Raw genomic sequence first — 12,760 nt, forward strand, 5'->3', positions numbered from 1 at the left:
AGACGAAATTAATAAAACAGTTTGATTTGTGGGCACCATGTGGGCACGTCACTAAAATACCACAGTAATTACGCGCTATATCCTCCCCGCATAATGATGAATTGATTCATTTTCATGGTGGCACGTCTCTTTCGTTATCCGATGATGATCTTGCCTTCCGCTTCCCTGTAGAGCATCTTGTCCCGCTTCGGCACGAGCGCGTAGCCGAGCGTGAGCGGCCCGAGCCTCCCCGCGAACATCATGAGCATGATGACGATCTTGCCGAACAAACTCAAATCCGTCGTAAGTCCCATCGTCAGCCCGACCGTCCCGAAGGCGGACACGACCTCGAACAGGATCATGAGAAAATGATGGTCCTCCGTCGTCGACAGGATCATCGTCGCACCGAGCACCAGCGCGAGCGCGAGCAAGGTCAGCGTCAAAGCCTTGTAGACGCGTTCCTGCGCGAGCCTGTACCGGAACATGACGACGTCCTCCCGCCCGCGGATAATGGCCCATACCGCGCCGAGCAGCGCCGCGAACGTCGTCGTCTTGATGCCGCCACCGGTCGAGCCCGGGGACGCGCCGATGAACATGAGCAGGATGATGAAAAACTGCGTCGCCTGCCGCAAATCCGCAAGGTTTAACGTATTGATCCCGGCGGTACGGGGACTGACCGACTGCGTAAACGCGGATAAAATTTTAGTACCCGTTTTTAACGGTCCCATCGTGCCGGGATTTGAGTATTCGAATGCGAGAATGACGATCGCGCCGAACAGAATCAGCGATCCCGACATGGTCAGGACCACCTTGGAATGCAGGGACAGCCTGCGCCCGCCCCGGAGGTCCGTCAAGTCCGAGAGCACCACGAAGCCGAGACCGCCCGTCACGATCAGCGCCATCGCGATCAGGTTGACCCAAGGATCGCCCGCATAAACGGTGAGGCTGCGGAAGCCTCCCATCAGATCGAACCCTGCGTTGTTGAAAAAGGAGACCGCGTGAAAGATCCCGTAGTATATCGCCCTCGCGGGACTCATATCTCTAAGGAAGCAAGCCATGAAAAGCAGAGCGCCAGCCGCTTCGACCGACAGCGCATACAGGACGACGCGGCGGACGAGCCTTACGATGCCCTCGATACTGCTCTGATTGAGCGCTTCCTGGAGGATCAGCCGTTCCTTGAGCGAGATGCGCCGCTTCAGGAAGATCGCGAACAAGGTGGCCATCGACATGAAGCCGAGGCCGCCGATCTGGATCATTGCGAGAATGACGATCTGCCCGAACATGGAATAGTGATCGCCCGTGTCGACCACGACCAGGCCCGTAACACAAGTGGCAGAGGTCGCCGTGAAGAGCGCGTCGATATATCGCGTTTGCACGCCGGCGCTCGAAGCGACGGGCAAGTGGAGCAGAAAGGAGCCCAGGCCGATGATAAAAGCGAAGCCGAGCGCCAGCGTCCGCGGAGGAGAGGCGACCAGCCATGCGTACATTTTTTTGTGCATGCGTCTCTCCTCCTTTACCTTGGATTTACCCGATAATGATGCGGCCTTCCGCCTCGCGATACAGCGTGCGTCCGGACTTGGAGCCCAGCGCGTAAGTCATCGTCAGCGGGCCGAGACGCCCCATGAACATGAGGACGATAATAAGAATCTGGCCAAAGGACGACAAGTCTCCGGTGATGCCGGCGGACAATCCGACCGTCGCATAGGCGGACATGACTTCGAAAAGAATGAGCAGGAACGCCTGCTTCTCGGTAATCGAGAGAATCATGACGGACGTGATGACGATGGCCAGCGACAGCATCGTGACCGTAATGGCGCGGTTGACCTTGGACCGCTCAATGCGCAGTCCGAGCAGCACGACGTCGGTACGGCCGCGCAGCATCGCCCAGACGGCGGCCGCTAGCACCGCAAACGCCGTCGTCTTGATGCCGCCGCCGGTGGAACCGGGCGAGGCGCCGACGAACATGAGCAGCACCATCGCAAACTGCGTCGCGTCCCGCAAGGAGCCGATGTCGACGGTACTGACGCCGGCGGAGCGGGTGGATACGGACTGCAGCGCGGCCGCAAGCAGCTTGTCACCGAAGGACAGCGGGGCGAAGGTGAGCTCGTTGGTGTATTCGAAGATCAGGATCGTGACCGTGCCGAGCACGATGAGGAACGCCGATACCCAGAGCACGACTTTGGAATGATAGGACAGCTTGCGGCGGGTCGGCAGCTCGACCAGGTCGGAGAGGACGACGAAGCCGACGCCGCCGAGCACGACGAGCACGATCGAGAGCAGGTTCATATAAGGATCTCCGACATATCCGGCCATGCTGCGGAAATTGCCGAACAGGTCGAAGCCGCCGTTGTTGAAAAAAGAAACGCTGTGGAACACGCCGTAATAGAACGCCTGCCGGAAATGCATCTCGTGCATGAACCGGAAGGTAAACAGCAGCGCGCCGACCGCCTCAATGCAAAGCGCATAAATGAGGACGCGCTTCACCAGACGAACGATGCCTTCCAGGCTGCCCTGGTTCATCGCTTCCTGCAGCACGAGGCGATCCTTGAGCGAGAGGCGGCGTCCGGCAAAAAACGCGAACAACGTGCCCATCGTCATGAAGCCGAGACCGCCGAGCTGCACGAGGATCAAAATGACCCATCGGCCGAACACCGAAAAATATCCGACCGTATCCAGTCTGGAGAGACCTGTCACGCAAGTCGCGGAGCTGGAGACGAATAACGCCTCGAGCCACGGCGTCGGCTCGCCGGACACCGTGGAGATCGGGAGCCTGAGCAGCAGCGCGCCAACCGCGATAATTACGGCGAAGCCGATCGTCAGCACGCGCGGCGGGGAAGCATATAGCCAGCCGATAATTTTCTTAAGCAAAGTACGATTCACCTCATGTCGGCAAACGGTTGAAAAAGCGCGCAAAAAAAGACACTGGAGCTCCAGTGCCTTGGCGCACGGCGATCCTGTCTGGCAGCCTACGAGGTTAGCTGACGGGTTCGGGCCAGATCAGGCTGCCCTATCCGGCGCTTGGCGCGCGGAATTCACCCCGGAAAAGCTTAAGTGGTTCCCCCGTTTTCTTTGCGGAAATTCGGCTGGGTAGTATGATGAAGAAACGATGGTTCGGTTTCCATAAAAAACATTACACCGCATTATAGTCTGTCCGATAGGTACACACAACAGCAGAAATGCGAAAAATCGCCTTGTATGAGGATATACGGACGTTATTAGGCCGTGTAACAGCTTTTTTACGGGGATTCTAACTCTTTCTCTTGTTTTGGCTCCAATTCCTATCGATAATAAGCGGAAGGACCAGCTATTGCGGATAAAAAGACGATGTATACGCTTTTTCAGATCAATTCGGAATCGGAGTGGGTAATTTGAGATCATCCAAATGGGCTGTCGCCGCGGGAATCGGCCTTCTTATCTTCCTGTTCATGCAAGTATTGCCTGCGATCGCGCCGGCTATGAAAGGCGAATCGGCCGCGATTAGCCGCGGGGAGGCCAAGCGGATCGGCCTTGCTTATGCCTCGGCGCACTGGGGTATGGATCTTGGCGAAGGGTCCGACGCGGCGATCACGCATGTAGGCGACGACCGCATGGCAGCCTATATGACCAAGCACAAGCTGACCGACGAATACGACCGCGACTGGGATGCGCGTTACCCGACGGACGTCTACGCGGTCGATATCCATGCGGCCGACGGCAGCGTCGATCGCGTATCCGTCCATATGGAATCGGGCGAGGTCGTCGGCTGGGCGCGCGTCGGAGATGCCTTGACCGATGCGGACAAAGCCGCTGCCGGCGACGTAGACGCGCGGACCGCCGAAGCGATCGCCTGGCTTAAGACGCAGCCTGGCTACGACGCTTCGGCCTGGGAGCCTACCGGCAGCCTGACGCAAGGCGGCTCGGTCATTTTGCAGAGCCGCAAGACCGGCCTGTCGGACGCGCATGTACAGCTGCTGGTGAAGCCCGACAAGGTGCTTACTTACCGGTATGCGCTGCCCCAGGCTTTCGCAGACGAGATTGCGAAGCAGCGCAAGATTGCCGATAAGCTATCGATGACCGGCTTCCTGCTGCCGCAGATCGTCATGTTCGTGCTTGCCGTTATTTACGCCGCGACATGCCGGGGATGGACATCGTTCAAACGCGGACTGTTCCTGTCGGCGGCCTTTTTCGTCATGTACGCAGGGTTCATGTTCAATCTGCGTCCCGGACTGCGGGCCTCGTCCGTTGACATGAACGCGATCGCTTCGGAGAGCAACGTGTCGGCGCTGCTCGTCACGAACGTCGTTATTCTTTTCATTCAGGCGCTGCTCACGTACTTCGCTGCCGTCGGCGGCGAAGGCTTGTGGCGTTCGATGGGCCGCTCGTTGTGGCCGCGCTGGCAGGACGCGGACTTCGGCAGCCAGGTCAAGACCGCCATGAAGCAGGGCTATTTGCTCGCCGTGATCCTACTTGCAGCGCAAACGATCGTTTTGACTGCCCTAAGCCTGCTGCTCGGCAGCTATTACGGTTCCGACCCGAGCCAATCCGCCTACAATATGTACTATCCTTGGCTGCTGCCCTTGCTCGCTTGGTGCGCCGGCATCTCGGAGGAGATCCAGACGCGCTTTTTCGGCATCGGCCTCGTACGCAAATGGCTCGGCGCGTTCGGCAGATTTAAGCGTGCAGGCACGCACGGCGCTTCCGCCTCCGGCAGCGTGATCTCCAGGGCGCTCACGGCCATCGCTGTTCTGCCCGCGACGGCCGTATGGGCGTTCGGCCATGTCGGCTATGCCGTATTTCCGTGGCAGACCCGCTTCATCGAGCTCATGATTATCGGCGCTTTGTTCGCCTGGTTCATGTTGCGATTCGGCCTCTTGACCGTTATTTTCGCCCACGTCGTCCTCGACTCTACGCTGATGGCCGTACAGATGCTGTCCGACGGGCTCTCATCCGACAATCTCGCAGGCTTCGTCAGCGTCCTGCTGCCGGCTGCCGTCGCGATGGCAATCGCCTGGCTGCACGAAAAGCGACGGGGCGGGTCCGGTCCGGCCGCAGACTTCACGCGTTAGAGGACTTGCGGCGTAATCTCGGGATGAACGCTCAGCCTTGTCTTGGCGAGCTTGCGCCGCTCCAGCCGTATATGCATCACAAAGTCGGCGAGTAAAAAGGGAGCGGCGGCCGCAAAAAATACCCCCCATTTTTTGAGCGCCGACAGCAGCAAGTGGATTACGTCGCTCATCACCGCGAACCGGACCTGCCCCTGCAGGTCCGGCGTATTGCTGATCAGCGTAATGCCGTACGCGCCTTGTTGCGCAACAGAAAAGCGAAACATCGACTCGCCTTTCAACCGTTTTGCGAAATAGACATCCGACTTATCCTCCGTCAAATCCAGGGAAGAACTTCCGTTATCCACCATGGCAATCACCTGATCGAACATTCCGTCGCTTGGATTGCTGCTTTGCACGGAAGCGGACTGTCCATGCACGTTCGGATCGCCGATCCATTCATAAAAAATTTTATATTTGCCCGGCTTTAATTGGATGACGGTTTTGGCGTTCAGGGTGACGTAATCACGGTTGTGAAAACTGGTGAAAAAGGCACAGGCGCTCGTCAAAAGACCGGCGAAGAGGATGCAGCCGGTGAGGATGAGCGGGGCAAATTGGCGGAAAAATGCAAGCATGCGAATGCTCCTCGGTCAACGATTTGGATAGGAGTCAGGCTGAACGGCTAACCTTTCGAAATTTTGCTCATGAGGTGGAGAAGCTAATGGTAAGCGAACCCATTTCTCTCGTTGTCTCGGTGTACTCGTTATAAATCTGGTATTTGCCCGGCTGCAATTGTACAGTGGTCTTTTCATTGAACGCGAGATAATCGCGGTTGTTCAAGCCGGAGATAAAGGTGACGATGCAAGCGACGAATCCTGCGAAGAGGATGCAATCCGCGAGGATCAATAACGAACTGACGGAGGAAGGCTGGCATGACGGTACTCCTCTGAGATCGATTGTAGGGTCTGATAAATGCATATTATTGGTAGTATAGACTAATATGCCATTAGCGTGCAGCATTATTATTGCGTTTTACATACTTTTACAAAACAAAAAAGCAGGCGCCTCGAGAGAAGCTTTCTTCTCAATGCGCCTGCTTTTTCTTTCTTTTTTCCCTTAGCCCGCGGCACCGTTCAAGCCCTGCAACTCATCCAGCAGCATCGTCCGCGTGACCGGGTCGTCGAAATTCCATTGGCTGTTCAACATGTGCACTTGACCGTTCTTGACCGCAGGCAACGACTTCCACAGACTGCTCGTGAACAGCGCCTCCGCCTGCGCTTTGGTCTCGTCCTCCTCATCCTTCAAAATGTACAGCTCGTCGCCGATATAGTCCGACATGACCTCGACCGAGATCTCGGCAAAGCGCTCGTCGCCATCGATCATCGTTTGAACTTTAGCCGGCGCCACGTACCCGAGCGCGTCGTACAACGACACGGAAAAGCCTTGATGGCCCATAACATACAGGACCTTGCCCATCATAAGCAGGACGGTTGCCGATTGGCCTTGCTTGCCTTTTTGCGCCAACAGGTCCTTGGTCTGCTTCACCTTTGCGTCATATGCCTCGACATAATCGTCAGCAGCCGCTTCCTTGCCCAGCATGCCCGCAATTTCATGCATTCGATCGAAGCCGCCCTTTTCGGAAATAACGACGGTCGGCGCGATTTTCTCCAACGGAGCCAGGCCCTGTTCGTCCCAGTCGTTAAAAATAATCAGGTCCGGCTCCTGCGCAGTCACCTTCTCCAAGTTGGCGGGATAACCGACGTCCGCGATCCCTTGAAGCCGATCGCCATAAGCGACCTGGCTGCCGATGACGCTCAAGCTGGCGCCGACAGGCGTAACGCCCAGCGCCAGAAGATCCCCAGGATCGCTGCCGACGTACACGATTCGCTTCGGATCGGTGGGAATTTCGACTTGGCGGCCCTTGACGTCCGTGATCTTTTTGGTAGCCGCTCCGGCCGACGAGGCGGATGCTTCCGGAGAAGCCGTTTGCGCGGACGACACCGCTTCCGACGCCGCAGAGGCTGTGGCCCCGGTAGACGCTGCGCCTTCGTCTGCGTTTTTGTTGGCATGATTGCCGCAAGCGCTCGCGAGCACCGTCAACAACAGCACGACGAGAATCATCCAATTTCTGTTGGTCCGCAATTGACTAACCCCACTTTATAAACGATAATGATAATCGTTATCAATATAAAACGAAAAAAAGCCTGCGTCAACCATTTTTTAGCTATTTCCCTTCACGGCACCATTCGTACGCCTTCCGTGCACCATTCTCCTGCATGGATGCAGCTCCCGCCGCGCCTCCGCCTCGCCCGATGCCCGTCGTGCACCACTATGGTGTACGGACCCGTCGCTCGCTCGTCCGCCGCTAAAAAAAACGGGATCACGCAGAGAACGTCTGCGTCATCCCGTTTCCCTATGCGTCGGCTTCACTTGGACCGTCGCTTCGCTTAGACCGAAGGTGCAGCGCTCTCTGCCGCTTCCCCGCCCTCATCTTCATTCAATGCGGCCAAAATACGCGCGGCCAGCGCTTCGCCGATCGACACCGCCTTGAAGTCGGCCGCCGAAGCCTCCCGAATCGCTTTGAGCGAGCCGAAGTGCTTGAGCAGCTGCTTGCGGCGTTTCTCGCCGATGCCGGGGATGGCGTCGAGCTTGGAAGCGATCATCGACTTGCCGCGCTTCTCGCGGTGGAAGGTGATCGCGAAGCGGTGCACCTCGTCCTGGATGCGCTGCAGCAGGTAGAACTCCTGGCTGTCGCGCGGCAGCGGCACGACCTCCGCGGGATCGCCGACGAGCAACTGTGCGGTGCGGTGCTTGGCGTCCTTGGCGAGGCCGCATACCGGCACGAACAGGCCCAACTCGTTCTGCAGGACATCGATGGCTGCGCCGATCTGGCCGCGGCCGCCGTCAATGACGATCAGGTCCGGCATCTGCAGCCCTTCCTTGAGCACGCGCTCATAGCGGCGGCGCACGACCTCGCGCATCGTCTCGTAGTCGTCCGGGCCGGTAACGGTGCGCACGTTGTACTTGCGGTATTCCTTGCGATCGGGCTTGCCGTCGGTGAAGACGACCATCGCGGATACCGGCGACGCGCCCTGCATGTTGGAGTTGTCGAACGCCTCGATGCGGTGCGCCGACGGAATGCCGAGCCACTCCGCAAGTCCCTCGGACGCCTTGACGCTCCGCTCCTGATCGCGTTCGATCATGCGGAACTTCTCCTCGAGCGCGACCTTGGCGTTGTCGGCGGCCATCGCGACGAGATGGCGCTTGGAGCCGCGCCTCGGTACCGACACCTTGATCTTCAGCCAGCTGCGCAGCGATTCGCCGAGCTCGCCGCCCGACTCGTCGGACGCATCGAAAGCGCCGGCGCCGGATGCCTCGCCTTCACCTTCGGCCGTCTTACTGCCACCCTTGGCCGCTTCCGTCTCGTCGGCCGAAGCCGCGATCCGCTCGATCAGCGCGTCGTTCAGCTTGCCGCTGGCGGCCATGACGCCAGCCCCCTCGGCCGCTGCCGGGGCGCTCTCCGCTTCGGCAGCTTCGCCGGGCGTCACCGGCAGCAGCACTTCGCGCGGCAAAGCCGGATTTTCCGAGTAATACTGGGCAACATAGGTCATGAAGTCCTCGTAGGCTTCCCCGTAATACGGGAAAACGGACACATGCCGCTGAATCATTTTGCCTTGGCGCATGTACAGAATCTGCACGCACATCCAGCCTTTGTCCACGGCATAGCCGAACACGTCGCGGTCTTTGGCGTCGGTCATCGTGATCTTCTGCTTTTCCATGAGCGATTCGATCGCCTGGATCTGGTCGCGGTACTCTCTCGCGCGCTCGAACTCGAGCTCTCCGGCGGCCGCTTCCATCTTGCGCTGCAGCTCCCGCTTGATATCGCCGTGCCCGCCGTTCAGAAACCGCGTCACCTCCGAGACCATGCGCTCGTACTCCGAAGGCTCGACCGGGTATTCGCAAGGCGCGACGCACTGTCCGAGATGGTAGTAAAGGCATACTTTGTCCGGCAGCGTATTGCACTTGCGCAGCGGGTACAGCCGGTCGAGCAGCTTTTTGGTCTCCTGCGCGGCAAAGGCGTTGGGGTAAGGCCCGAAATACTTTCCTTTGTCCTTGAGCACGCGGCGTACGACCTCGAGCTTGGGATGCTTCTCGCTGGTGATCTTGATATACGGAAAGGACTTGTCGTCCTTGAGCAGCACGTTGTACCGGGGCATGTGCTCCTTAATCAGGTTGCACTCGAGGATGAGCGCCTCCATGTTGCTGCCGGTGACGATGTACTCGAAATCGCGGATCTCGCTCACGAGCCGCTGCGTTTTCCCGTTGTGACTGCCGATAAAATACGAGCGTACGCGGTTTTTCAGCACCTTGGCTTTGCCGACGTAGATGATGACGCCCTCGGTGTTTTTCATGAGATAGCAGCCCGGCTGGTCCGGCAGCAGCGCGAGTTTGTTGCGTATATGTTCGGCCGCCTGCTCGCGGCTCGGCAGCGGCGGATTGGCTTGGACGTCCATGATGATATTGCGCCTCCCGAAAATAAATGAGTGCGGAGGATGACGACCGCCGATGCGATCATGTGATCCCGTATTTTCTATTGTACCACAGAAGAAAAGAGTTGCTTTACAAGCGTTTACGAAGTTGGGTATACTAACGGTAATGACTTGTTTCAGGAGGATTTCCCCATGGACAATTATGTACAAGATCCGCGCCAGCATGTGAACGAAGAGCCCCGCGACGACCTGCAGGATCTCGTATTCGGATTCGGCGGCATGTTCGGCTTCATGTTCCTCGTGTTCCTGATCGCCGTGATCATCAAGCAAGTAATTTCCTGATCCCCTTACCCAGACCGCGAGCAGAGCGCCCGTTCCTACCGGAACCGGGTGCTTTTTAATTTATTGCGCAAAAAAACACCTCAAGCATGGCTGCATCGCCGCCACAACTTGAGGCTTTTCTTCGTTCCATTCCGACTTAGTTTTTGACGAGCGTCACGTCGTCGATTTGCATGGAGGTCGATCCAGGCGAATTAACGTAGAAGCCGATATCGAGCTGCCCGTTGCTGACCGTCACGGTTGACGTATAGTATCGCCATGTCCCGTCTACGACCATATTCGTATACACGTCGCCGCTTCCGTTATTTGTCGCTTCCATTCTGCAAAACGTCGGAGCCCCGCCGTAAGCCGTCGCCTTGACCCATGCACTAAGCGTATAGGAGCCATTGGCAAGTCCGGTCTTGATCTGATGGACGCTTTGCTGATAGGCCGCCGTATGCCAGAAGTACAGCTTGAAGCCGCCGCTATGCGCATCGTTCGCGTCCACGCCGTACTTCGCCGTCTGGCCGCTCGGATGCCACTCCGTCCAGCCGGAGATGTCCCCCGTTTCAAAGCCCGGATTGGTCAGCGCGATGTTCTGCGCGGTGCTGCTTTTGTTGATGTATACCATATCCCAATATTGCAGCGTCGGCATGGTGAACTGTACATAGGCGCCGCCAGTGTCGGACCCGGTCGTAAAGCTCAGTTGATACGTCTTCCCGTTCTCGTAATCGGGAGAAGCGAAGTTGACGCTGTTCACCGTTCCGGAGCCGTAGTAGTACTTTACGCTCACGTTCGATTGTGCGGTCGGCGCCGGCTTGTTGGCGTCCGAATCGCGAATGTCGGTATTCGCGATGCCGAGCTGGTTGACCATTTGAATAACGTCATAGCCGTGTCCTGTCTTGGTAAAAGTCCACACCTTGTTGGCGTCTGACGTCGTGCTCGAAGCGATACCGTTCAGCGAGACGGCATTCGAGCTGTTGGTCATCCCGTCGCGCAGCAGGTTTTCATAAGCTACGGCAAAGTCGTAGTCGTTCAGCAGCCGCTTTTTCAGGTCGTCGGTCATGATCAGATGATGGTTCGGAAAATATTCGTGATCCAGCATTTTCAGGTCGTCGCCGAGCTCCAGATGCTGCGCGCCCATGGCGAAGAATCCGGCGTCGGCGAGCAGAATGCCCGGTGTGTTAAAGTAGCCGGGATTCGCGTCGGTGAAGTTGTTTTGGTAATTGTAATTCATATACAGCGGAAAAAGGGATGCCTTGCCGCCGCTGTCTCCGGTTTGAAAATCGAGCACCGTCTTGACGTTCGAGAAGCTTCGGGCGCCCCACAGTTCCGTGTACATCATATCGACATTGCTCTGGGCGGTCGGTATTCTTCCGTATTCGTCTACGTTGTTGAAAACGACCGTCTTGCCGAGCGCGGCCTTGGCTGCGTTCAAAAACGGTTTGAACGTATTTTGAAACGAGACGGCGTTGCCGGCATAGTCGTACTTCGTTCCCGGATTCCCGAGCTGGTCCACATGCCAGCCGTCGAACGCAAAGGCGTCGAACACCTGCTGCTCCTTGCCGATGATATAGTTCTGCCAGCCCGTATCGGCCGGATTAAAGGTCCATAGACGGGATGTCGCCCACCCGCCCGGCATGGAGACGGAAGCCTGGGTACCGTGGGCATTATCGTTAAACAAGCCCCATTGATTGCTGACGCCGCTGCCGTCCTCACCGTATCCGTCGACGGCGCCGTTGATCAGGTTGTAGTTCATGGCCGATATATTGCCGTTGTGGGAAGCGTTGATATAGTCGACCACCGTCTGCTTGTAAATCGTGCGGTTGGCGATATCCGGCCAGGTGGCGTCCGGACTGGTCGTGCTGCCTTTGACCGGCATGTGATGCTTCCACTGCCAGTCGTAGAACTGGAGCGCGTTGATATGATAATCCTTGAGCATGTCTACCGTTGCCGAGGAGGCGCTGGCGGATTGGTTCGGGAAAATCGACAGAAAGCCGTAGCGCGGAAATTGGGTCCAGTTGGAGGAGACGTCCACCGCGGTATTGCGGTTGTCGAGGATCGAGCCTGCCGAATCCTTAGCCCATGCCTCGACGGCATAGCCCTGGAAGTCCGTGGACGGCGGCATCCAGGTGTAAGTCAGCGAAGTCGAGCCGCCCGAGGCAAGCGAGAACGTCTTCGCCTGAGACGTGCCGGGAAGCTCGTTTTCCAGGTGCTTGAAGTACAACGTTACGGTGCCGTTGTTGACGGCGGTCCCTGTCGAATTGACGAGCTTGACGGTGATGGTGACCGGGCTGCCGGGGTTGTACCTCGCCTTGTCCGTGCTCACCTTGGCAATCAGGCTGCCGGCCGTGTAGGCATATGTCCGCGCCGGCTGGAAGCTGCCGATGGATAGCATCGCGAAGACCATAACCAAACCCAAACATGCTGCCAGCGATCTGCGTGCCGTCTTTGCAATCATAAACGAAAAACCTCCTCCGAAGGATGAGTTGCAATTAAAACGCTTACAATGGCCAGTCTATCATGTCCTTTTGCAAAATGCGGTGGACTGAATACTGCTGTAGCGTGCACTTTATTACGAGGTCGATGGCGCGCATGGCTGGCGAAGGATGACTGGTCTGCGGAGAGGAGAAAAGGTTTCGGCGGAGGTGCTCTGGCGGAGAACATAGCGGAAGTTTTTTCCGCTATGGCGCCGCGGAGGTGCTCCGGCGGAGATCATAGCGGAAGTTTTTTCCACTATGGCGGGGCGAGGGTGCTCCGGCGGGGATCATAGCGGAAGTTTTTTCCGCTTTGGCGGGGCAGGGGTGCTTTGGCGGAGAACATAGCGGAAGTTTTTTCCGCTATGGCGGGGCGCAGGTGCTCTGGCGGGGATCATAGCGGAAGTTTTTTCCGCTATGGCGGGGCGCAGGTGCTGGCGGGGATCATAGCGGAAGTTTTTTCCGCTATGGCGCG

Annotated in this window: 8 protein-coding genes and 1 riboswitch; of the genes, 2 read left to right on the plus strand and 6 right to left on the minus strand. The window is 57.6% G+C overall.

What is annotated here, in order from left to right; all coding sequences use genetic code 11:
* Positions 1–134: 134 nt before the first annotated feature.
* On the minus strand, positions 135–1,478 hold the full coding sequence (locus tag ACFSR7_RS03340) for a TrkH family potassium uptake protein (RefSeq protein WP_378159075.1): 1,344 nt from the start codon (positions 1,476–1,478) through the stop codon (positions 135–137).
* A gap of 25 nt (positions 1,479–1,503) precedes the next feature.
* Positions 1,504–2,847 (minus strand): TrkH family potassium uptake protein, encoded by a 1,344-nt coding sequence (locus ACFSR7_RS03345; protein WP_378159077.1) that lies wholly within the window; start codon positions 2,845–2,847, stop codon positions 1,504–1,506.
* An 81-nt stretch (positions 2,848–2,928) separates the two neighbouring features.
* Positions 2,929–3,074, minus strand: a riboswitch (cyclic di-AMP (ydaO/yuaA leader).
* A 273-nt stretch (positions 3,075–3,347) separates the two neighbouring features.
* Here ACFSR7_RS03345 and ACFSR7_RS03350 point away from each other — a divergent pair.
* The gene (locus ACFSR7_RS03350; protein ID WP_378159079.1) at positions 3,348–5,024 is read left to right on the plus strand and encodes a hypothetical protein; all 1,677 of its coding nucleotides are present in this window, start codon (positions 3,348–3,350) and stop codon (positions 5,022–5,024) included.
* On the opposite strand, the gene ACFSR7_RS03355 is transcribed toward ACFSR7_RS03350, so the two are convergent.
* The 3 genes from ACFSR7_RS03355 to uvrC form a co-directional block, all read right to left on the minus strand.
* Positions 5,021–5,635 carry a hypothetical protein gene (locus tag ACFSR7_RS03355; protein ID WP_378159081.1) on the minus strand — a complete coding sequence of 205 codons (615 nt, stop codon included), beginning with the start codon at positions 5,633–5,635 and terminating at the stop codon, positions 5,021–5,023. The genes ACFSR7_RS03350 and ACFSR7_RS03355 overlap by 4 nt on opposite strands.
* Before the next feature lie 481 nt (positions 5,636–6,116).
* Entirely contained in the window at positions 6,117–7,142 is a 1,026-nt protein-coding gene (locus ACFSR7_RS03360; RefSeq protein WP_378159083.1) for an ABC transporter substrate-binding protein, read from the minus strand.
* 305 nt (positions 7,143–7,447) lie between these two features.
* Complete coding sequence (gene uvrC, locus ACFSR7_RS03365; RefSeq protein WP_378159085.1) at positions 7,448–9,514, minus strand: excinuclease ABC subunit UvrC; 2,067 nt, start codon at positions 9,512–9,514, stop codon at positions 7,448–7,450.
* Positions 9,515–9,682: 168 nt separating this feature from the next.
* On the opposite strand from uvrC, the gene ACFSR7_RS03370 reads away from it, so the two are divergent.
* Positions 9,683–9,832 (plus strand): YqzM family protein, encoded by a 150-nt coding sequence (locus ACFSR7_RS03370; RefSeq protein ID WP_090110524.1) that lies wholly within the window; start codon positions 9,683–9,685, stop codon positions 9,830–9,832.
* Between the two features lie 136 nt (positions 9,833–9,968).
* Here ACFSR7_RS03370 and ACFSR7_RS03375 read toward each other — a convergent pair whose 3' ends face one another.
* On the minus strand, positions 9,969–12,269 hold the full coding sequence (locus ACFSR7_RS03375; protein WP_378159087.1) for a glycoside hydrolase family 66 protein: 2,301 nt from the start codon (positions 12,267–12,269) through the stop codon (positions 9,969–9,971).
* Between the last annotated feature and the right edge of the window lie 491 nt (positions 12,270–12,760).

The organism is Cohnella sp. GCM10020058 (genome assembly GCF_042683485.1).
GTDB lineage: Bacteria > Bacillota > Bacilli > Paenibacillales > Paenibacillaceae > Cohnella.

Excerpts from the sequence above, each read along its gene's own strand:
- ACFSR7_RS03340 (WP_378159075.1), bottom strand. The coding sequence starts at position 1,478 with ATGCACAAAAAAATGTACGCATGGCTGGTCGCCTCTCCTCCGCGGACG.
- ACFSR7_RS03355 (WP_378159081.1), bottom strand. The coding sequence starts at position 5,635 with ATGCTTGCATTTTTCCGCCAATTTGCCCCGCTCATCCTCACCGGCTGC.
- uvrC (WP_378159085.1), bottom strand. The coding sequence starts at position 9,514 with ATGGACGTCCAAGCCAATCCGCCGCTGCCGAGCCGCGAGCAGGCGGCC.
- ACFSR7_RS03370 (WP_090110524.1), top strand. The coding sequence starts at position 9,683 with ATGGACAATTATGTACAAGATCCGCGCCAGCATGTGAACGAAGAGCCC.
- ACFSR7_RS03375 (WP_378159087.1), bottom strand. The coding sequence starts at position 12,269 with ATGATTGCAAAGACGGCACGCAGATCGCTGGCAGCATGTTTGGGTTTG.